The sequence below is a fragment of the Pseudomonas sp. PAMC 29040 genome, assembly GCF_003994535.1.
GTDB classification, from domain to species: Bacteria; Pseudomonadota; Gammaproteobacteria; order Pseudomonadales; family Pseudomonadaceae; genus Aquipseudomonas; species Aquipseudomonas paraversuta.
Genome location: NZ_RZAA01000003.1, coordinates 29,212 through 48,994, shown reverse-complemented (window position 1 = coordinate 48,994; position 19,783 = coordinate 29,212). Strand labels below are relative to the sequence as shown.

General features: G+C 56.3%; 24 protein-coding genes. 2 read left to right on the top strand and 22 right to left on the bottom strand.

Features of this window, described 5'->3' with window-relative positions:
* The 3 genes from WG29040_RS05635 to WG29040_RS05625 all read right to left on the bottom strand — a co-directional run bounded on the left by WG29040_RS05635 (position 1) and on the right by WG29040_RS05625 (position 2,738).
* Positions 1-675: an inovirus Gp2 family protein gene (locus WG29040_RS05635; RefSeq protein WP_127195814.1), complete on the bottom strand. Its 675-nt coding sequence runs from the start codon at positions 673-675 to the stop codon at positions 1-3.
* A gap of 436 nt (positions 676-1,111) precedes the next feature.
* Positions 1,112-1,300 carry an AlpA family transcriptional regulator gene (locus WG29040_RS05630; RefSeq protein ID WP_127195813.1) on the bottom strand — a complete coding sequence of 63 codons (189 nt, stop codon included), beginning with the start codon at positions 1,298-1,300 and terminating at the stop codon, positions 1,112-1,114.
* 112 nt (positions 1,301-1,412) lie between these two features.
* Positions 1,413-2,738 (bottom strand): Lrp/AsnC family transcriptional regulator, encoded by a 1,326-nt coding sequence (locus WG29040_RS05625; RefSeq protein WP_127195812.1) that lies wholly within the window; start codon positions 2,736-2,738, stop codon positions 1,413-1,415.
* A gap of 160 nt (positions 2,739-2,898) precedes the next feature.
* Here WG29040_RS05625 and WG29040_RS05620 point away from each other — a divergent pair, with 160 nt between their 5' ends.
* Positions 2,899-3,540 (top strand): hypothetical protein, encoded by a 642-nt coding sequence (locus WG29040_RS05620; protein ID WP_127195811.1) that lies wholly within the window; start codon positions 2,899-2,901, stop codon positions 3,538-3,540.
* Between the two features lie 1,409 nt (positions 3,541-4,949).
* A complete protein-coding gene (locus WG29040_RS05615; protein WP_127195810.1) occupies positions 4,950-5,219 on the top strand; it encodes a hypothetical protein in 270 nt (89 codons plus the stop codon).
* Between the two features lie 48 nt (positions 5,220-5,267).
* Here WG29040_RS05615 and WG29040_RS05610 read toward each other — a convergent pair whose 3' ends face one another.
* Genes WG29040_RS05610 through WG29040_RS05525 form a run of 19 tightly spaced genes read right to left on the bottom strand, consistent with a single transcriptional unit; the run spans position 5,268 to position 19,779 of the window.
* A complete protein-coding gene (locus tag WG29040_RS05610) occupies positions 5,268-6,026 on the bottom strand; it encodes a hypothetical protein (RefSeq protein ID WP_127195809.1) in 759 nt (252 codons plus the stop codon).
* Between the two features lie 12 nt (positions 6,027-6,038).
* Positions 6,039-7,988, bottom strand: coding sequence for an SGNH/GDSL hydrolase family protein (locus tag WG29040_RS05605; protein WP_127195808.1), 1,950 nt, complete (start codon positions 7,986-7,988; stop codon positions 6,039-6,041).
* A 1-nt stretch (position 7,989) separates the two neighbouring features.
* Positions 7,990-8,940, bottom strand: a complete 951-nt coding sequence (locus tag WG29040_RS05600) for a phage baseplate assembly protein V (RefSeq protein ID WP_127195807.1) — start codon at positions 8,938-8,940, stop codon at positions 7,990-7,992.
* Complete coding sequence (locus WG29040_RS05595; protein WP_127195806.1) at positions 8,913-9,617, bottom strand: hypothetical protein; 705 nt, start codon at positions 9,615-9,617, stop codon at positions 8,913-8,915. The genes WG29040_RS05600 and WG29040_RS05595 overlap by 28 nt, the downstream gene beginning before the upstream one ends.
* A gap of 2 nt (positions 9,618-9,619) precedes the next feature.
* A complete protein-coding gene (locus tag WG29040_RS05590) occupies positions 9,620-10,162 on the bottom strand; it encodes a DNA-binding protein (RefSeq protein WP_127195805.1) in 543 nt (180 codons plus the stop codon).
* Positions 10,159-11,079, bottom strand: coding sequence for a hypothetical protein (locus WG29040_RS05585; protein ID WP_127195804.1), 921 nt, complete (start codon positions 11,077-11,079; stop codon positions 10,159-10,161). Before WG29040_RS05585 ends, WG29040_RS05590 begins: the two co-directional genes overlap by 4 nt.
* A complete protein-coding gene (locus tag WG29040_RS05580; RefSeq protein WP_127195803.1) occupies positions 11,076-11,780 on the bottom strand; it encodes a hypothetical protein in 705 nt (234 codons plus the stop codon). Before WG29040_RS05580 ends, WG29040_RS05585 begins: the two co-directional genes overlap by 4 nt.
* Before the next feature lie 8 nt (positions 11,781-11,788).
* Complete coding sequence (locus WG29040_RS05575; protein WP_127195802.1) at positions 11,789-13,447, bottom strand: phage tail protein; 1,659 nt, start codon at positions 13,445-13,447, stop codon at positions 11,789-11,791.
* Positions 13,437-14,048, bottom strand: a complete 612-nt coding sequence (locus tag WG29040_RS05570; RefSeq protein ID WP_127195801.1) for a phage tail protein — start codon at positions 14,046-14,048, stop codon at positions 13,437-13,439. The genes WG29040_RS05575 and WG29040_RS05570 overlap by 11 nt, the downstream gene beginning before the upstream one ends.
* Positions 14,041-15,216, bottom strand: a complete 1,176-nt coding sequence (locus WG29040_RS05565) for a baseplate J/gp47 family protein (protein WP_127195800.1) — start codon at positions 15,214-15,216, stop codon at positions 14,041-14,043. The genes WG29040_RS05570 and WG29040_RS05565 overlap by 8 nt, the downstream gene beginning before the upstream one ends.
* Complete coding sequence (locus tag WG29040_RS05560; protein ID WP_127195799.1) at positions 15,213-15,530, bottom strand: DUF2590 family protein; 318 nt, start codon at positions 15,528-15,530, stop codon at positions 15,213-15,215. The genes WG29040_RS05565 and WG29040_RS05560 overlap by 4 nt, the downstream gene beginning before the upstream one ends.
* Positions 15,527-17,509, bottom strand: coding sequence for a phage tail tape measure protein (locus WG29040_RS05555; RefSeq protein WP_127195798.1), 1,983 nt, complete (start codon positions 17,507-17,509; stop codon positions 15,527-15,529). Before WG29040_RS05555 ends, WG29040_RS05560 begins: the two co-directional genes overlap by 4 nt.
* 6 nt (positions 17,510-17,515) lie before the next feature.
* Positions 17,516-17,656, bottom strand: a complete 141-nt coding sequence (locus WG29040_RS24310) for a hypothetical protein (protein WP_165878347.1) — start codon at positions 17,654-17,656, stop codon at positions 17,516-17,518.
* 23 nt (positions 17,657-17,679) lie between these two features.
* Positions 17,680-17,967 (bottom strand): putative phage tail assembly chaperone, encoded by a 288-nt coding sequence (locus WG29040_RS05550; protein WP_127195797.1) that lies wholly within the window; start codon positions 17,965-17,967, stop codon positions 17,680-17,682.
* Positions 17,968-17,998: 31 nt separating this feature from the next.
* Positions 17,999-18,454: a lysis system i-spanin subunit Rz gene (locus tag WG29040_RS24440; protein WP_127195796.1), complete on the bottom strand. Its 456-nt coding sequence runs from the start codon at positions 18,452-18,454 to the stop codon at positions 17,999-18,001.
* On the bottom strand, positions 18,451-18,918 hold the full coding sequence (locus WG29040_RS05540; protein WP_127195795.1) for a lysozyme: 468 nt from the start codon (positions 18,916-18,918) through the stop codon (positions 18,451-18,453). Before WG29040_RS05540 ends, WG29040_RS24440 begins: the two co-directional genes overlap by 4 nt.
* Complete coding sequence (locus WG29040_RS05535) at positions 18,918-19,121, bottom strand: hypothetical protein (protein WP_127195794.1); 204 nt, start codon at positions 19,119-19,121, stop codon at positions 18,918-18,920. The genes WG29040_RS05540 and WG29040_RS05535 overlap by 1 nt, the downstream gene beginning before the upstream one ends.
* Positions 19,118-19,330, bottom strand: a complete 213-nt coding sequence (locus WG29040_RS05530) for a TraR/DksA C4-type zinc finger protein (RefSeq protein WP_127195793.1) — start codon at positions 19,328-19,330, stop codon at positions 19,118-19,120. The genes WG29040_RS05535 and WG29040_RS05530 overlap by 4 nt, the downstream gene beginning before the upstream one ends.
* Positions 19,330-19,779, bottom strand: coding sequence for a DUF2597 family protein (locus WG29040_RS05525; RefSeq protein ID WP_127195792.1), 450 nt, complete (start codon positions 19,777-19,779; stop codon positions 19,330-19,332). The genes WG29040_RS05530 and WG29040_RS05525 overlap by 1 nt, the downstream gene beginning before the upstream one ends.
* Positions 19,780-19,783: the final 4 nt, after the last annotated feature.

Here is a 19,783-nt window from a genome sequence, read left to right as displayed (position 1 = left end):
TCACCCCCTACTGCAACCAAACCCATGCTGACTGCCTCCGTAGACCTTGGTAGCCGATTTGCAGAGGTAGCTAGCCCTTCTGAAAAGCGAACCAAGCTCATCGTCACCAAATCCTCTCGCAGATTTTCCCCTAGCTACTCGGTAGGTCGCGTTATCTGGAATTTCTACCTGTCCTACAACTAGATCGGCGGGAATCCCCAGCGCGCTCGCCCACGCCTCGTTCAGGCGGCTGAACATGTTGGCTCGGTCTGAGGCGATTTTGCCTACTGTGTAAAAGGCATCTCGGTTCAGCAAGATCAGCAGATGGTAGTGCGGCCTTCCACGCCACCCTTGCTCTCGTGCCCAGACATACCGAACTTTGCAGCTATGAGCGTGCTGGTACCTCCGTGAAGCCATTTCGCGGTGATGCTTCACCTTTGATTTGAATGAGGCAAAGAACCTGCTAATGACCTCGTTGGAATCTATGTAATCGTCCAGTTCAATATCACAGGGAAGCCGTAGGTCCACCCTGAATGCGAGCACCCTTGAGTATTGGTCAAAGGTCAAATCGATGGTTCGCTTTAAATCAGCCAGGTACTCGCGGATGAATGGGCCTTTCTCCACCATCACTGGCAGCCCTTCGAAGGTGTCGTCGTAATGGAAGTGAAGGTTTCGGTTATCGGGGTGACGAAGCATGATTACTACTCTTGGAGTGGAGGTCATAACCTCTGCACACTGAGTAGTTTTTAACCCTGTCTCCTTCCTGCCCCAGATGCACTCGCCTTCGAGGGATGCACCTAGCGAATGGGTATCTGTACGGATCTATAAAGCATATTACCCGCACCGAGAAAGCAACTTCCGAGAGCTGCGAAGGCACATTACTGAAATCCCAATGAGACGTTGATTTTTTGATAATCTCTTCACTCTGGAAAAAAAGCATCTCCCATGCATGAGCCTGCTCACACTGTTGCGGCTCACGCTGTCAGCAACAGTGATCAACTCACTGTGACGCTGGCCATTAGTCACTGAAGCGTCCACAAAGACCCGCACAGCATCCGGCATAAGCGCCATGGTCGGAGTTGATCCGACCATGGCGCTTATGCCGGTTACTCCACACCCTTCACGCGACAAATTATTCGGCCGTGTCGCGCTCTTCGATCCGAGCCAAAATCCACTCGTGTACCTCCTCCTCCACCCAACCAACGCTGCGCTCTCCCAGTGAAACCGGCTTGGGGAAGGCTCCTTCGGCGATGTACTTATAGATGGTAGAGCGACCCAGACCGGTTGAGTCGATGACGTCTTTCAGGCGAACGATCCTCATGAACGGGGCTCCTCTGTTCGTTCAGAGGATTGGCAGGACGGGTAAAAAACTACGATCCTCCCCTACTACCGCTTCGCTAGAGCCACTTATCCCTACACCTCACAACTCACCGCTAGGCAGGAGTCAGCAAGCTATACAGATACTGCTTTTCTCTGGAGAGCGCCTCCGAGTCAGCAACGCACTGTACTTTCCCCTCTTCATCATCCTGAAACCCCACAATATGTAACGCCTTCGAACATGTGCCCCCCGTCTTGGAGAGCGCTAGCATTGCCCGTGAAGGATAGAGCCCAGCCGTCTTCTGCATGGGGAGAAGTACGAAATCCAGAGTTTTGAAATCAACACCGGGGATCAGTGTTAATTTCCCATCAATCCAACCGGCACTGGCGCGGCTCGCCATGTATTCGACACGCTCAATTAAGTAGGTGACAAGCGGTTGACACGATTCTTTATCGGAAGCATCAAGCAAATCGAGTTTGATCAACTGATCAAGCTCTGCCTCACCGTCACCAAGCAAACCCCAATGATGAGAAAGCAGGTATCCCGCATACCAATCAAGACGCCCTCTCAGAAAACAGGCCAACTCTTGTTCGTGTCTATTCTTAAAAAAACTACGAACACCGATGGAACACTGCTCTCTCTCCCCCTGCGGTGACCAGAGCATGCCATCCACTACATCACGCTCGTTGGCGCTTGTCAGGTTTTGAGTAACCGACACCAACAACATCGGCAGGCTCTGCCCGCAGCTCAACTCTGGATGGTGCAGGTTGAGGTAGTAAACGCTTTTGGTCTTTTTGAAGATGACTGAACCTGTTGCCCCCGGCGTGTATGCCCGGATCAAACCACTATCGAGCAAGGTCCGAATGCGGTTCTTCAAACGCTCCTGACTTAGCCCAGTTAACCGCGAGAGCTCTGCACGACCTAAATCCCGCACCACACCAAATCGATCAGCGCGGCATAACAGCACTGCAAGCAGCAAACGATTTACGACACTCAGTCGGCCCTGCTTCCGGCTTGCTCGGACATGAGCAAGGGGGGCGCCTTCGAGCGGCCCCTTTTGCTGCATGGCAACATCTGACAACTGAAGCGCCTTGCTCTCATGCTTTAAAAGGTGATGGATTACTCTGGCATGGACCACCTTAGACACGTCATTCAGACCAACCTGCTCAACGTCGCCTGGCGCCAACTCATATTGTCTTTTGGGGCGCCCTTGCCCGCTCACCAAGTCCCGACGAATCAGGACCTTAGCAGCGGTCAACGAATTCAGTGCTGCGCCCATCTGGCTATCTGAAATTCCAAATCGCCCCGCTAGCTCTTTAACACCCGAGCAAATGGGCCCTGCAACCAAACCGCAGTCAACCAAGCGTACCAATACATATTTCGCTTCAGGGCTGATCCCTTTCGCCGTACTGAGCAGCACTGAAAGCAGCATCTCGCTCACATTAATTTCCTAATTCTGTTAAGCCACATCTTATTTTGGCACAGAAAATACACCCTGTTTTAATAAACACTGATTACTAAGTAATTATTGAGTATTACACTTAGTATCTCAGCCAAGGTACAGTGAGATAAATCTAGGTAAAAATACTATGGAGAGCACGATGGCAGGCAGTGACTGGCTCAATATGAAGGAGATGGATCAGTTGAAATGGGCTACGAAGCATCTTCGTACCAAGGGAGAGACACACGAAGGCGCGCCCATCTCAGCCACCAATTTCGATGCCTGGCTAAGTCAAGAAAGGACAAAAGACTCTGCGCTCTTACTGAGAATGAAGCTGGCCTGGACCCAGGCTCAGCGAAGAAAAGCGGACAAGAACGCAAAGAAAAAAGCCTGCAGTTTCGTGCTCTCAGAACAGGCGAAACAAAAACTGAACAAGCTGGCGAAGCAGAACAAAAGCAGCATTACCAATTTTCTTGAGAGCCTACTCTCTGATGAGTACGAGCAGGCCACCCAACAGAAAAAGGTTGCCAAAAATGCCGCCAAGAGGGCCACAGACAAGGAGCAGCAACTAAAAAAGAAGCTAGGCTCCGTGTATTCAGCACTCCAGGAATGCATCAAAGAACTCACTCAACGCACCGTCATGATGGGGGCAGCAAACCTATCAATCGACAGCCTCTCGGAGGAGCAAAAAAGCGTAAGCGCCGAGCTTTACACGGAAACATTAAAAAAGCTGACGGATAAAAGCCTGATGAGCCTCCTCGATGAACAACTCTCTCGCAGCATGGAAAGAGCTCCGACCTAGCCGAGACCTATTCAGTGGTAGCTACGCCAATGCACACCAGCACAACAAGTGCAGCGCTTTCAGTCATTGCGACGAGACACCATGGGAAAATCTAACGGGCAACGCAGTCTAGATTCACTCGACAGTGAACACTTATCGCATGTTTATTGGGCTTAAATCATTAGAGATTAGCTCAACGAGCTGGACACAGACGCCAGCGTTGATTGCTAATACGAGAAAGCGCCCCATCGAGAGTCACCTGGCGGCGAGGCTAACTTTCCAAAATCCGAATGGGGGAACAGATGGGGGAACAAAAACAGTCAGGCACAAAAAAGCCCCGTTAAACGGGGCTTTCAGGTATAAATTTGGCGGTGAAGGAGAGATTCGAAAGCACCCGATCTCGTATTTCACATACCCTCCCCCCGGTTTATAAGGGCTGCAGCCATGTAGTGGTCGAGAGTTTTGTCCCATGGCTGTCCCATGAGGTATAGCCGTACCGTGAGTGGTCTGGGTGTGAGACAGGGCTATATGGGGTAAAAATGAAAATTCAGGTTGGTGGTTGAAAGTAGGTAATAAAGGTCAGGTTTCTTATCTATATCAATAAAACCCAATAAACACATAGCTTTCAGCCTGTTTTTCACTGGTCGGTTTTTGGTCAGCTTGGGTATTTTCTGGACAATCAGGAGAGGTTGTAACCTCATCTACCAAACCATTGATTTATAGGAGGTTTTTTATCCTGACCTTTTTAAATACCTTACCTGACCGACTTACGGTCAGGTACTCAAAGCCACGGCCTGTAAGGGCTGAGGGCTACTCTCCAACCTACCTGACCTTCCTGACCATGTTTTGCACCCCTTCCTGAAAATTCACTTTTCAAAGACCTTTCTCGCAGGCCTAGAAAGCTCTCACCCGCCCTTCTTTCCTGTGTCATGCTGTGAAACCAGCCAAATACGCTACAGCCAGCGCCCGCCGTGGCCTGGAGAGAATTAAACCTCTCTTCGGACACCACCAATACCCGCCCGAAAAAGACCGTGCGCGTTTTTGAAAACACACCTAAACCCACGTTTTAAAAGTTTTCGCCCAATGAAACCGGGCACTTCACCGCTACCACCTCCGCGCCCGTCCTGAGCACCTCCGTGCAACCGCGCTGCACTTTCCTTCAAAACTTTGCATTTTGTGAAATGGCCGATCGCCTGCAGAGGCCCACGGCCCGCCTGGGCTGCAGGTTCGTTTGCACTACATCTGAATTTGCACAAAAAAAGGACACGAAGCCCGTCGGCGGGAGGGGGATAAGTGCTTTTTCCGAAGATTTTTTCTTCCCGTTGAGGTTTTTAGGGCAGGTCGTCAGTAAAAATTTGGAAAAAGGTTGATGCGCCCTTACATACATCCCCCTGGCGTCTTTGTCAGGGTTTGGATGGGAGTCATGCGGGATGAGTGATCACGAGGATTTTAAAGCCGAGATAGCCCACGCCAGAGCTGTTATGGAGCCGTGGGTGCGCGATCATTACCAACCAATGCAGCTGATATCCACGCAGGATAGTGAAACGGGCGATTGGATAGACGACGATGCTGAGATCGATCTTTATGCCGAGTTGCACGATGAATTCGGAGACCGGTTTGGTGAAAGGCTGATCAATGAGGTCGCTGGCGAACTTGAGGCCGAGGAAGGTGACTGGGGACGGCCTGAGCGGGCTGGATAGCACGCAAGAAAAAGCCCGCATTGCGGGCTCGTTTACCAGGGAATTCGCTTACACCATGATGCCGTGCCGCTTGAGCAAAAAGGCACGGTAACGTGCCACATTCAACGCAACCTCCGAAGGCGTCAACTCGACGCTGTGATGAGCCCAGAGCGCGACATCGCAGGTACCTTTATAGAGAGTATTCCCCTCATACGCCGAACCAATCCGAAACGGTAAGGTTGAAGGACGTCGACCAAATTCGTTGGTTGCCCCAACCTTCACAGTCCCTTTAGTTTCATTCCGTACGGTTGTGAATTTTGCGCCAACTATGGTCACGATCAACGCGAAGTTAGCTCTGTCAATATCAACGCCTGACACCAAAGTCGTCCCACCTGGTGTTAGCGTTGTGAGAGTTGCATCGGTGTATCGTGCCGAGTTTTGGTTGATGTTTCCCGATACGTTACCGTAGAGCATGGCTCCGATGTTACTGCCGCTGCTGTAGGTACCTTCGAAAACCGGGCAGTGATCCGCATCCACCAGAGAGTCCCGGGTACGCACAACACGAAAAGTCGTTTGCAGTACCGTATCCGGAACCTCTGTCTGGATAAAGTTGGTGAGTCCCTTTAGTGTCAAATAGTCCGGCGTCTCAATTGGGGCACCTACTAAGGATGCATCTGGCTTATCCCACGCATAGTTACGTACTGCCCTCGCCACTCCCCCACTGAGAAAATGAATTGCTTCAATCCCGCGCGAAACAGGCGGGAAAAACTTGTGCATACCACTGTCGATGCCATTTGTATTTTGAACAAAGAAAGCTGTGCCGCTCATAATAACTCCTACTTATATTAAGCCTGCTGCGACACATGCCACGTGCCCAGCCAGATATTGATAGTACTGACGCCGTGTGCTGCCTTGGGGATGGAGCCAGTCGCTGAGCTCAGTCTGGATAGAACCGGTAACGGGTTCGACCACTCCTGAGTCCAACATATAACCTGCTTCCTGTGAGTAGAACGCCCAAGAACTTGCCACGCTGATGCCAGGGTCACTTAGTTGCCTGCGTGCGTTCAAGATCGCGCGGATCAATGGAATGTAATGACTCGTCCATAAAGCATCGCGATCACGCGCAGCTGCTCCAGAATTACGAGCGGCACCAGGCATACATCTAATTATTTTTGCGTTAGGCCATGCCGCCCTAAACTGAGTATGAAACAGAATATCGTTTTCATAAATTGTATTGTAAATCGTTTGAGCAGTTTGATCTCGAATATCATTAGTACCCAAGGCATTAATAATAATATCGGGGGCCTGCAACCCGAACCGCGCTTGATAATCCGCCGGATCAAATATATAACCATTCTTAACGAACTCCGCCCTGTCGGATGAAGTTGCCACTCTAATAAATGGATTCAAAGCTGACATATTTGGTTTAGTACCTGCCAAATAAGCCGCTTCAGCACCCGGTGCAATCGGAGCACGCGTCGTGTCTTTATAAGTAAATTGATCACCCGACCAGGACTGACGAGCCTCACCAAGTAACCCAGAACGATCCCAGCCATCCGACTCCGCTTCTGAACTTGGATACGTGCCAATAAAGCTCGGGGCATAGCCCCACTCAGTTAAGAACTGATTGAGCAACATAGGGCCCTGGTGATTGCCGATGCTGTCTGCAAACAGAAGGATACGTGGGGCAGGCGCTGGACCTACTGGTGGGTTTGGAGCGGACCGAACCGTGAGGTTCAGCACCGATCGGGTGGATGCATTACCCCGGACTGGGCGCGTATACAACTTGGCTGCAGCGCCGAGTTCCGACGGCGTAAAGCGAATCGACTCAGACGACGACAGAATCACGGGGTGAATATCAGCCGCCAACGTCGCTTGGGTGTGATCGCTGTCATCGCGAACCTCAAGCAACCCATCGACGTACAGGGTCAGAGGCACACCATCAACCCCACAGATCTCCTGCGCCATGTAAGCCGTGCTGTTTGGCAGAGGTTGCTGGTTATCTTTGCTGGGAGAACTTAGATCTGCGAGCACGAACCCCATGATGTCCATGCTCCAGAGCCCCTCGTAAGGGACGCTACACCAGCTCAGGCTGCCGAAGGACGTCCGCTCAGGGGCAATCTCCCAAAGACCGAAGCCGTCGCGGTCTTGGAAGCGAGTACCAGGTGAGGTTTGCCGCGCCACCTGCAGGCCAGGCAGAGAAAAACCGTTCTCATCGATCGCCCCAAAGGCGAATCCGAACTCATCCAAGATGGCAAGAATCACACTGCTGTCTTGTTGAGCGATCAGCTTCAAAACCGCCTGTACTGCTCCAGCACTGGGGTAAGTCCCGACAAGCACAGGGTTGCCGTTGTCGTTGTGGTACAGGGTGAGATAATCACCGTCGCTGCTCTGCAGGCTGAAATATTTGTAAGCCGTGTTGGCAGTAGCTGCCAACCCCGCCTCAACGCTTGGCACGATGCCGGCTAGCAACTGCGCGGCATCGCGGGCAGTAGTAGCGTCCTGAACGGCAGCCTCAATGATGGCGAGGGTGTCAGTCACATCGTTGAACTGAACCGAAATACGATAATCGCGCTTCCCACTCGCAATACGCAGGTCATAAAGGCCATTGGGCGCTGCAAACTGCACCAGGCCGTCCGAGTCAGCTGCAAAAGGACTTTGTAGTATTACGCCGTTGGCCTTAACAACACCGACTGCGAGAGTTTCGGTGCCACGTACATACACATAGCAATTGGCCCCGGGCAGCTTGTTGCCCTGGTCATCCTGGGCAAAGAAGTTCTTGAGTTCCAATTTAGGCTCCGGTGATGGGCTTGAGCTGCCCAGAAAGTTGTGTGCCGGTACCGGCGTGGCCGGCGAAGATCGCCGCGTTGGTAGGTACGGGACTTGAGGCGTGTTGATGGCCTGCAATATCGCTATTCATCTGGATCATCAGGTCGATCACGTCGCACAGCACCTGCAGCACGTTCACGCTCTCGGAGCCAATCCAGTTGGTGGGTGCCACACTTTTACGGGCGCCCTTGATGCGCTCCAGCAGCGCGCCGCCCACGGTCAGGTTGAGTTTTTGAGCCACGACCTGGTTGAGGTCGCGGCCGCTGGCCAGGTGCAGGTCGTCCAGCGCCGCCACGCTCACAGATCCGCCCGACAGCAGCTTGAGTGCGCCCAGTGCCTCTATGGTCTTGATCCCCCCGACTGACTCAGTCGAGTGGTCATCAATCTCCAAGGTGCTGCTCTGATGACGCTCAGCATTGGTCAAGCTCTCAATCTCGCGATCGATCGACTTGTCACGGATCCGGCCTTCGGTTTGGCGCAGCCAGTTACCGTCCGCATCGACACGCTGCTGGGCGCTCTCGCTGTGCTGCCACACCTGGTCACCCTTAGGCACCTTTGGCAGGCTCAGGCCATGCGGCAGGATCGTCTGGATGTACGGCTTGTTTGGCAGGCCATAGGCGAAACACACCACGACCTGGGTCCCCTCTTCGGGGAAGGCGAAAAAGCCCATCTCATCACCGCCCATCGGCATGGGCAGCGGCACACCGGCCAGTACCGGCAACGCCGGGTCTGGCTCGCCATCCGATCCCAGCAGCTCGATGTCCACTGCAAAGCGCGGGCGGAAGTCGTCGCAGATGCCGGCCCCGGCAGGCGCATCAGCCACACCAACGACCCGGGCAAAGCGTGGCAAGTGGTAGCCACCGGTGAGTTCGGGAAATTGCCGCTCTACACTGCGGCGGATTGCGTCTTCCATCGGATCGCCATTTGGTTGCCGGTGAGCGTCACCTGGGTGATGCGCTCGCCTTTGTTGATGGATGCACCTGGTCGCAACCCGGGAAGGGCCGCGATCATCGCGCTCTGATTGTTTTGGTAGTCCTTGAACAGAGAGACAGGCAGGTGCAGGGGCGGTCGGGTACCGAAAAAACTATCGGCCCAACTGCCCACAAACACTTCGCCATTGCCTTGCTGCTGCCAGATAAAGTCGGGGATACCGAAAACCCGGGGCAAACTGTCCATGGCCTGGTAGCCGGCAGCCAGGTTGTAAAAGAACGGGGCTTTTACCTTGGCGTAGGCCTTGTCCGGAACACGAAAGCTCAGCCCGGTCTTCTGGTTGACTTCGGCCAGTACCGTGCTCAGATCCGCATGACGCAGGTTGAGCGGCAACGGGTTGGCCAGGATCGCGGCCATCTCGCGACAAAACAGTACCTGCTCGATCGCGTTGGACGAGGTGCAGCGCTCGACGTAACCAATAAAGTGACGCTGCAGCAGGCTGTCGTTGTAGCCGATGTCGAGCGTGACCAATCCCGTCACCGGCGCCGCGGCCTTAATCGTCAGTGTTGCGCGGCCAGGGGTTCGTAGTTCCAGGCGAACGTCATCGCTGACAAGCGGATACACCACACCGCCGATGCTCAGCACCTTGTGCAGATTCATGCTCACGACACACCGCCCAAGTAGTTATCCAACTTTTTCAGCGTGGCTTCGAACCCGGTCAATTCCTGACCCGCCTCGCCGTTTCCGCCTGCACCTGGTGCAGTTACGGATTGCCCCGGGGCACCTTGCTGGGTCACGCCCTTACCGGCCCGGCGCGTCTCTACCCGCTCAGGGTTTGAGAGTTTTTCCGACAATGTGAATTGCACAAGCCAAGCCCGAAGCGTGTCGTCTTCCCGGGCGCTGACGCCATCCGAAAACTGCACCTGGCGTACGCCAAACGCGGACGCGGTATCGTTTACAACCCGGTAGGTTTTGAGTTGGCCACCGGTGCCGGTCGCCTCGGCCAAACGCATCAGGGTGCGCAGAAACGTGTCATTCACGAACGGGATTTGCAGCGTGATGGCCAGTGTCTTTGGCTTAAACCCTTTGTGAGCGGAGTCGGTGTTGCTGGTCTGTCCGGACAGATCGTCACTTTCGATCCGCAGGTTGGCGGTGACCTTGATGTTTTTACCGCGCACCTGTTCGCCATCGAGCAATAAGGTCATAGGCCCACCAGCTCACGAACAAAGCCCAATCCTTTCAGGGATCCGACCAGCAGTACCCCAGCGGATAGCCCCCACTCATGACCAGGTGCATCGCCCTGCAGCAGTTGCCGGCGCAACTCGGCGGCGTTGCCCGGGCCGATCAGGCGAGCGCGCATGGTGTCGTCAGCAGCGCCGCCGGCGAATTGAGACTTCAGGTCGGCCAATTTCTGAGCCTGCGCCTGTGCCTGGCTGGCTTTGCGAGCGGCCATCTTGGCTAGGTCGGCCATGGGCGAGCTATCGGCGTAGCTTTCCAGCGCCGACAGCTGGCTGTTCAGGGCTTGGGTGGCGGCCTTGGTCACGGTGCAACGCTCAAGCGGCAAAGCGCCCCAGCGCGGCAGTGTGCCGGCTGTAGGCAGTTCCCACTTTTCAGCGTCCAGGGCGAACAGGTTTTGGGCTCTACGTTCGGCGCGCTGCAGGTCTGGCATGGGCAGCAAGGCATTGAACCGGGCCAAGGTCGCGGCGAACTTGTCGTAGCGCGTGCCCAGGAACATCACCACCAGGGCGTATTGCGAGCCTGCCGGACGGCTGTCGTCGCCGGTGTCTTCCAGCTTTTCGCCCAGTTGCTGCAGCAAGTTAGGAGCCGACAGGTAGCGCTGATAACCGCGACCCTGCCCCACACCACTTTGAAACGGCGTCACCACCAGACAGGCCGGCACCTCGCCCAAAGCATCGACCAGACCTGCACGGCCAGCGGCGACGGCAGCTTCTGCAGCAGCACCAACCGGGCCCGGCGAAGTGGTGGCTAAGTCAGCCAGGCCTTCAAGTCGCTGCCCGGCACTGGCCAACTCACTGATGGCCAGATCCTTGGCGGCATCGAGGTCGTTGAGCCACTGGGTCGACTGCTCTGGCCAACGCATGACCACCGGTGCCCAGTTCATTTCAACCAGCCAATAGCTTTCATCGCTGGCAGGTCACGCTCGGCCAGGGCCTTGGACAAGGCTTTTTTAAGGCTTTCAGCCTGTTGCAAGGCACCTTGCTTGTGGGTCACCAGGTGCTGGCCAACGACGTGCAACTGGCCGGCGTTGTGCTCGCGAAAGACCTTCTCTGCGTCGTCGCCGTAGCAAGGACAAAGGGCGTCAAACCCGCTCAATATCAGCCCGGTCAAGTTCACCTGGTCTTCCAGGACGCTGTCGTATCGATACAGCTCGCCCAGTGCGTCGGAGTTAAAACCCGACTCAATGTACCGAGTGCAGCCGCTTTTGATCTCCGCAAGCTTCTGCGGATAGAGCTTGGCCAGCATTGTGTTCAGGTCATCTACCCAGCCTCCATTTTTCCAGATTTGCCCGGGCTCGGGCTTTTGCACCGTGTAGCCGTCGGGGATCGTGCCTACACCCGTTAGGGTGAGTGGCTCAAGGGTGGCCATGTTGTAGACGATCAAACCGTTGAGGTAATCCAGCAACTGCCAGCGTTTGCCAGTCCAGCACGCGGCCTTGAGCGCCGGAATGTCCGTCGGCGGCGGCACCTGCACACAGCCACCAGGTATAAGAAAAACCCCCGGTTCCATCGGCGACTCTTCGGCTTCGACTGGCCCAACGTATAGGCCCAGGTGATTGGTTTGGTAGACGGTTCTAGTGTTCATGCCGGGCCTCAATACTTAATGCAATACAGCAACGCGATGTTGGCGGGACGGGACTCGTTACCGCCGGACGCTGCAACGGTAATGTTGTGGGCGTGCGCGGCTTGAACGCCGGTTATCGCTTCGTGTACGTGGTTGCCGGCATCCGCAACCGAGATGTTATGGGCGTGGGAACCCGCCGAGCCCGTGTTGTCAGAACGCGTGTCGCCGACGGAAAAGTGCCCCGCACCGACTGAAGTGGAAATATTGAGAGCAAGAGGCCACATACCGTGGCTGTGCTCGCCTTGCTTGTCGCTGGATGCTGCGTGGGTGTGTTCACCGTTGGCCCTCACCGTCACCGGGTGGTTGTGTTCACCCTGCGCGTCAGCGTGTGCGGTGTGGACGTGAGAGGCGTTTTGTCCCTCTTGATGAGAGCCCAGCAGGCGCCCTGGATCGATTGCACCCGAATCATCCCAAGAGCGGACAAACTTGCCCCGAAGGTCGGGAACAACGAAGGTAGTCACACCGTCACCGGCACCGAACGTGGTGCCAATTCGTGCAAACAGCCTGGGGTAATTCTCCCGCCCGAGGTGGGTTCCGTTACACGCGATCCATCCCGCTGGAGCAGATGTCATTGCAAAAGCTGCAACCATGCCCGCCAGTGAGTTATTGATCTGTTGATCAAGTTTGTTCAGCGCTTTGGTGGTCGCCAAAATATCGCTGCTGTCAGTGCCAGGATCGTCGCTTTTAGCGTTGGGCAGATTGCCCAGGTCTACGTCGTCCTTGGTCGTTGCCCGGGCGCGCAGGTTTGCGTAGTCGCCATTGCGCAACGCGTATTGCTTGACCAGGGCTCCGGTGATGGGTTCGCTGACGCGCAGATCTGTGATCTCACCTGACACGTCAACGCGGGCCAGCTCCACCACGTAATGGGCTGTACCGTTACTGTCGACGTAATCCGATTTAGTCTCACCAAAGACCACTTTCCACGTGGCCACCGAGTCACTGCCTTCCCGTGCCAGTGCGACGTCCAGCCAGGCTTTGGCGGGTAACGCTGGCAACTGCGCCCGGACAGGCTCGGCCAGCTCTATGCGGATCCCTTCAACATAGGCAACGCCCGCCTTGACCTGGTACAGCCCGAAACTGCGCTCCATCTGCAGGCTGTCGGCCAGAAAGCACACCCGGCCAAACACATCACGATTGCTCATGCGCTCGCGCAAATCGATACCGTTCAAGCGCACGGTAAAGTCGTGTTGCCACGTGCCGGCATCGACGGTGATGCCTGTCAGTGCCTGCGCGCCGTTGAACTCCACCAGGAAGTTGCGGGTGATGTTGTTGCCTATCTGCAGCGGCGGTATGTTCATGCGCTTCTGCTGCACAGGAACGGTTGCCACGGCAAGCAGCACGCCCTCTGCGGCTTCAAGACCAATCCAGTTAAAGTCCCAGTCACCCACGTCTGAGCCGATCATCAGGCTATAAATAACCTGGTTAGGGCTGACATAGCCTTTGCGGTCGTACTTCTTTGAAAAGACGATCTGGGCTGCAGGCGGCTTGCCCGCGGCGCGATCAACCGGGGCGTTCGGGTCTAGACCTGGAACAAGGGCCAGAACGAAGCGAGCAATATCAAGCTTCTCCCCAGCACCTTGCTTTTGGGCAATCAGACTTTCGCCGGCAAGGGTAATGCTAGCTCCCATGGGTGCTCCTAAAGGGGTCGTTTAAAAAGGTGAGCACGGCCAGCTCGTTGATCACCACCAAGCGGCTTGCGCTGTCGTCCAGCGTGGCAATCAGGGTTTGCTGGTCGTCGTTGAAGTCGGCCACGCCGATATTGAGTTTCACCGGGGTGATCGTGACGAAGTCGTACCGCCTGCAGGTACGCCCGTACTGCTGCATCAGCACGCGCAGCAACACCGGGTTTTCACTCAGCTGGGTGTCGGATAGAAGCAGCAACACCACATCCCAATCGAGACCCGGCAAGCGCTCTTGAATCTCCACGTAACCCACGCCCAGGCGCTCGAATACACGCACCATGCCGGCAGTGCTGCCTGCGTCCACGGCATTTACAAAGGCGTATTTAACCCGCAGGCGATAGAGCCTTTCGGGCTCACCATGAAAACGTTGAATGTCGCGCTGCCAAGCCAGCAGATCGAGCACGCTCAGGTGGCAGGTCTCGGCGTCCATCTGCAGCAGCGGCCAGTTCAGCCAGCCCTCGACCTTGCCCCACCACGATTGCGCAGCCACTTTAATCTTGGCCAGCTCGGGGCCATCGAGCCAAAAAGGCAGACTCAACTTAAGCATTCAGGACCACCTCAACCCCGGATAGGCGCGGGATGGTCAGCTCGGAAATGATGTCGGCGTTATCAAAGTGCAGCGAGTCGATGCCCGGAAACTGTTGGTGCAGCTCTTCACCCAAGCGGCTAAAAGAAAAGCGTGCCTGGGGGTGAGTCAGCGTCGGCTGGTAGTCACTGTCCGTGCTCTCGCGAAAAGCGGCACGGATGAACAATTCAATATCGGACTTCAACGCTGGCCAGCGTTCTTCGCCTACCTCAACATTTGGCCAGACCGCCAGTTTCACGGTGTGCCGCGTGGCGGGCATCTCTAACACCAGCAGGTCGTCCCCATGGCCATGGTTGCCCTGGTCACGGATGTAGTTGTTGATTTCGGCCAGAAAGGTGCCCGCCGGCGAGTTGGCTTCAAACAGCACAAAGGCGTTGGCACTGCCGGGGCCCCGGGGCGCGTTGTGCTCAAAATAAACACCATCGGGCTGCACGCCCGGGAACGCCGCGATCATGGCGCGATACACAGCGTCGGTGTGCCATTGGTTGACCGCTGAGAATTGATTTCGAGCACGCAAACGCAGTTCGTCGTCGGGCTCGGTGTCCGCACCTGGTTGACTCAGCCAGCCATCAGCGTTCACCACCTGGACCACCCCGGGCACCGGCTCCGGCAGAATGGAAAAGTAACCCGGGGCCAGATTGAAGCCACTGCCCGCGTACTTGGCCTGAGCCAATACCCTGATCTGAGATTCGCCATCGGCAAAGCTGGCCGCTGCTACTGTCACCAGTTCGTACACATTGCCGTTGATCGCTATCGACTGCACACGGGTACCGGCTGGAACTTCCAGCAAACCGGCCAGCGCGCTGCGAGTGAACAGCAACAGTCCCTCAGCCTTGGTCGCAGGCTTGCGAGTCACGTTAACTGCCCAGGCCAACATATCCAGCCACGCATCCTTGGCCGTTTTAACAAAGAAGTTCGGCAACACGGTGCCGGCAATAAATTCGATCAGCCACATAACAGGCTTGGTCACCAACGCAGTGATCACCCGCCAGAACGGTGACCAGGCACTGGTGTTGCTCAACTTGCTGCCCTGGGCGACGACTTCCCGCTCCCAGGCCGCACGCAGCTTTGCCTCGGTGGTCGGAATACCGGCGTCACTCAACGCCTTTTTAAAATCTACGTCACTCACAACACTACCTCGACAGATCCAAATTCAACGGTTTTGGCGGTAACCAGGTACTTGCCCTTTTCCTCTTCAAGAATTCGGACGGTGCCCGGTACCAGGCGCACGTCAGCTTCCACCAGAAGCTCCAGCTGCTGGATGCAGTCCGATTGACGAAAGCGATCGCGCTCGGCCACCAACGTCACCAACAACCCGCTTTCGCGGATCATGTGACCGATGTCCTGAGCGATGCTGGCCCGATCGTCAACCAGCAGCGGCTGGTTCGAGGGGTCCAGGGTCAGGTCGTTATTGGTGATCAGCAGATCGATGTAGAGGCTCATCCGCCCACCGCCATGGCCATAATGTTTTCCATCTCCAGCGGGGTCATTTGTTTGCTGGTGTAGATGTTCACGTTCTCTACAGGGCTGCTCTTGTTCTGGTTGTTGGTGTTCTGGATGCTGGTCAACAGGCCACCAGGTGGCACAGCCGAGGCGCGTGGGGGGGACAGGCTTGGAATCGCCGCATTGATGCTCTGTTGGACTTTTCGAGAACGCTCAGCCTGCTCACCGGCACCCATGGCCGCATTGGCCCCCGGGATCTCCGGCATGGCGCCGAGACTCGCTTCGATGTTCACACCGGGAATCTTGTTCAACATCTCGATCAGGCCATTGATGGCCTTTTGAAAGATCGAAACGATGCCGTCCCAAGCGGCTTTGGCCATACCTGACCAACCACCCATGGAGCCAAACCAGTCCGACAGTGCGGAGAGCTGGTCACTGACCCACTTGAACGCGACCGTGTTCATTAGTGCGCTGCTCAAGTCGTCCCAGTAATAGATTGCGGCGCCGACGATCGCGACCAGGGCGACAATGCCGGCGATGATCAGACCCACCGGGTTGGCGTACATGGCAGCGTTGACCAGCCAAATCGCGCCCTGCCAGAGCAACATGGCGCCCTTTACCAGCCCCATCCACACCACCATCAGGATCAAGCCGGCGACAAACGCGGTGACCATGACGGCGTGGTACAGGAACATGGCAATGCTTTTCCAGCCGGTCCAGGTGAGCACCTTCCAGACGACGACCAGGGACAGCCACACCATCTTGCTCAGCCCGACGATAAACGTCATAGCCGCCATCGCCGCCGTAAGCCCCAGGATCGTCAACACCGTGATGCCAATCACACGCGTGATGTTGGGAAACAATTGAGTCCAGCGGGTCAGCGTGCCGGCGATGCCGACCAGGCGGTCCATTAACGGCGCCAGAATCGGAATCAGTGCCTGACCGAACGCAATACGCAGTGCTTCCACTGCAGCACCAAACTGTTGCCATGGATCCACCATGGCCTTGGCCATGTTCGCGGCGTCCTCCAGACCACGGACTTTGCCCAGCTTATCCAGGCTGTTTTTGAATCGGTCGGTATCTTTGGACAAGGCGGTGATGACCCGCGCCCCTTCGCCGCCGAAGGCCTCGGTCAGCTTTGCCCCGGCGGCAGCGCTGTTCAGGTCGCCAAACTTGCCCTCGAGCTTGGCCAAAATGTCGGCCATCGGTATCAGTTGACCGTTCTGGTCGTTGAATTTCATGCCCAGCTTTTCGGACGCTGCGCCGATGTTCTCGAAAAACGACTTATACAGACCGCCGGCGTCGCCACCCTCCATGGTGCTGCTCAACGTGCCGATCACCGCGAACTGCTCGGCCAGATCAACACCCGCCGTATTGGCGATCTGGCCAACTTCCTTGAAGGCATCCTTGAGCTGTGCGCCGTCGGTACGGAACAACTGGGCCGCCAGTGCCGTCTGGCCTCCCATTTTCTCGACCCATTCACTTTTGCCCATGGCATCCGCCTGGGTTTTGAACAGGTTGTACATGGTGCCAACATAGGCCCCCATGGTCTCGGCGTCGGACTTGGTCGCCTTGGCCAACAGGTTGCTGGTGTTGGTGAACGTGGCCAGCTGTGAGCCGCTCAGGCCCTTAATGGCGCCTTCGATGCTGTACGCAGACGCCACAAAATCCCGGGCGTTTTCCCCGTATGCCACGGAGAACTCCAACGCCTTCTGATTCAGTGCGGTCAACGCGTCCTCAGCTACCCCCAGTGAACGGACTTCGCCCAGGGCGCGGTTCATCTCCAGCGCCGGTTCCAGGGACTGGCTAATCGCAACACCCGCGCCCACCATGCCCGCGAGCCCAAGGCCCATGGTCTTGATGTTGTTCTGACCTTGCTCTGCCAAGTCCGAAAAGCTGGTTTTAACCTTGCCCAACGGCGCGGTGATCTTGTCGGTTAGGCTCAAGATAAAGGCCAGGCGGGCGCTGCGATCTGCCATGTGTCGTTACCCGTTCAATGCAAGAGCGATGGCGTTGGCCACCGCGATTTCCATGCGTTTCCAGTGTTCGTCTTCCAGCCACTTGGCCGTGCCCATGTTCTCGATCGAGGGCTCAGCCCCGGGCAGCCAGCGGTTGGTCAGGGCCATCAGCTGACCCAGCCCGTCCTCGCTCAGTCGCTCTGCGTGTTCGAGGGCTTTTTTACGATGATTTCAACGTCTGGCCCGTACTCTTCCAGCAGCGCACCGGCCAGCTGCATGACCATCACCGGGTTGACCAGGAGGGGTTTCAGCGTGGCGCGTTCCTGTTGGTCGACGGTGTTGACCAGCAGGTTGTTGGCCGGCGACACCTTGTTGTTGGCGGTCAGGCCATTGAAGTACTTGGTCACGTCCTGCGGGGTCAGGGTGAAAGTGAATTCCTTTTCACCAATTTCCAGGGTGATTTCGCGGCGTTCGGTCATCGTATTTATCCAGTCAGGGTTGGGGTAACAGTTAACGCATGCAGATCCTGCGGACGTGGTCTTGCAGTCCCAGGATCATTTGTCGGCTGAGATCGAGTTGATCTCTGAGGGTGTAATAATCCGGTCCAGCGTCTGCTGTGAGTTCGGCGGTGGCTGCATCAGCCACGCTGCCGGCGCTGGTCTGGTCAGACTTGGGGCTACTGCAGGTGGCGTTGACACGCAGCCACTTACGGCCATCAACAACATCGCGCTGCAGGTCAGCGGTTTTAGAAAGTGCATGGTTAAGTGCCTCGGTTCGGGTACGGTCGTTTTCGTCACGATCGGCGAGCATTTCGCCGCTGATACGGGCCGCTTCGCGCAGGCCGGTGACTTCCAACTGGGCGGTGTCGCGTTGACTACGTGCGCTGTCGCGCTCATCGATGAGGAGGCCACCCGAAAACCAAAGAGCAAAAGAGATTGCAATCAAAACGGTAGTGGAAAAATTCATAGTCCTACCTCGCACAACTCACGCTCAGCGGCACGACGATTGACCAGACCGGCCAGCTGTTTGCCGCCGGCATAAATCCAGCGGGACAACTGGGCGCAAGCGCCCTGGGCGTCACCAGCGTTGAGCAGGCGCAGCAGTGTCGAGCTGGAAAACTGCCCCTCACCGACGTTGTAAACAAAGGATCCAAGGGCAGCGCGGCGAGTGTCCGGCAGCGGTACACGCACTTGGCGATCCACCGCGGTCAGTGCGATACGCAATTCACGCTGCAGCAGCTGGTCGCACTGGGCCGATGTGGCCCGATCGCCCAGCTTTACGCCCTGGATGACGCCTTCACAGATGGTCGGAATGCCCACCGGATCGAGGTAAGCAACCAGTGAACGACCTTCGAACCAGGTAACCAATGCACCGGTCATGCCCAGCGCACCCGTTAACGCACCGATGACGATCTTGTTGCGTAGGCTCATTACTTGCCCTTCCAGTCACGCAGCATCTGGCGGTACTTAGGAACCAGCAGAAAAATCTGCAGCACCATGTAGAACGCGGTCAGCATGTAGGCAACTGCCGACCAGTCGACCGCACCTGTTGCACCGGTAGCGGCTACGGTGATTGCCGGTGCCGCTTTGGCGAAGGCAATGACAGTGTCCTGGGCGGCCTGATTCGTGCTCATCGGAGAGCTCCTTTCTCAAAAATGGTCTGGCATGGCACGCAACGCAGGATCCCGCCCAGTGCCTGGCGTGCTGCAGGGATTTCGCCGTCACAGTCCAGGCATTCGTTACGGCTTGGCCCGCTCGGGCGCGACTGAGCCAACTGGACGGCAATCGCTTGGTCACGTTGGCGTTGCTCCGTTGCCTGGGCGCGATCGAACGGGCAAGACATCAGCTCAAGCCCTCGATTTCGGAAGCGTCCAGGTACGGCACGCCGTTGATGCGGATAAAGTCCGGACTGGTGACGTCATACGGCACCTTGTGCTTGGATTTTTCGCCGCCTTTGGGGTCGACACCGAGCAGGCTGGAAACCCGCAACTTGCAGCCAAATGCCTCCACGCGCAGCTCTTCATCGCCTGCCTTGGCAAAGAACACGGTGTCGAACGGATCAAGCTTTCGAAAACTGCCTACAGAACGTGCGGCCTCGATCAGCAGGTTGAAGTTGGTGGTGTCGAACTCCATCTCACCGCTGGCCGAGACATCACCGTCTACGTGGCCGTTGGGTACGCCGCGGCTCTGAGCCACAGCGGTGTTGTCCGTGATGTCGAGGGTGCAGCTTTCAACGTGAATGAGCAGATCGCCCAAGTTCACGTCAAAGTTTTTGCCGCCAATGCGTGACATAGGG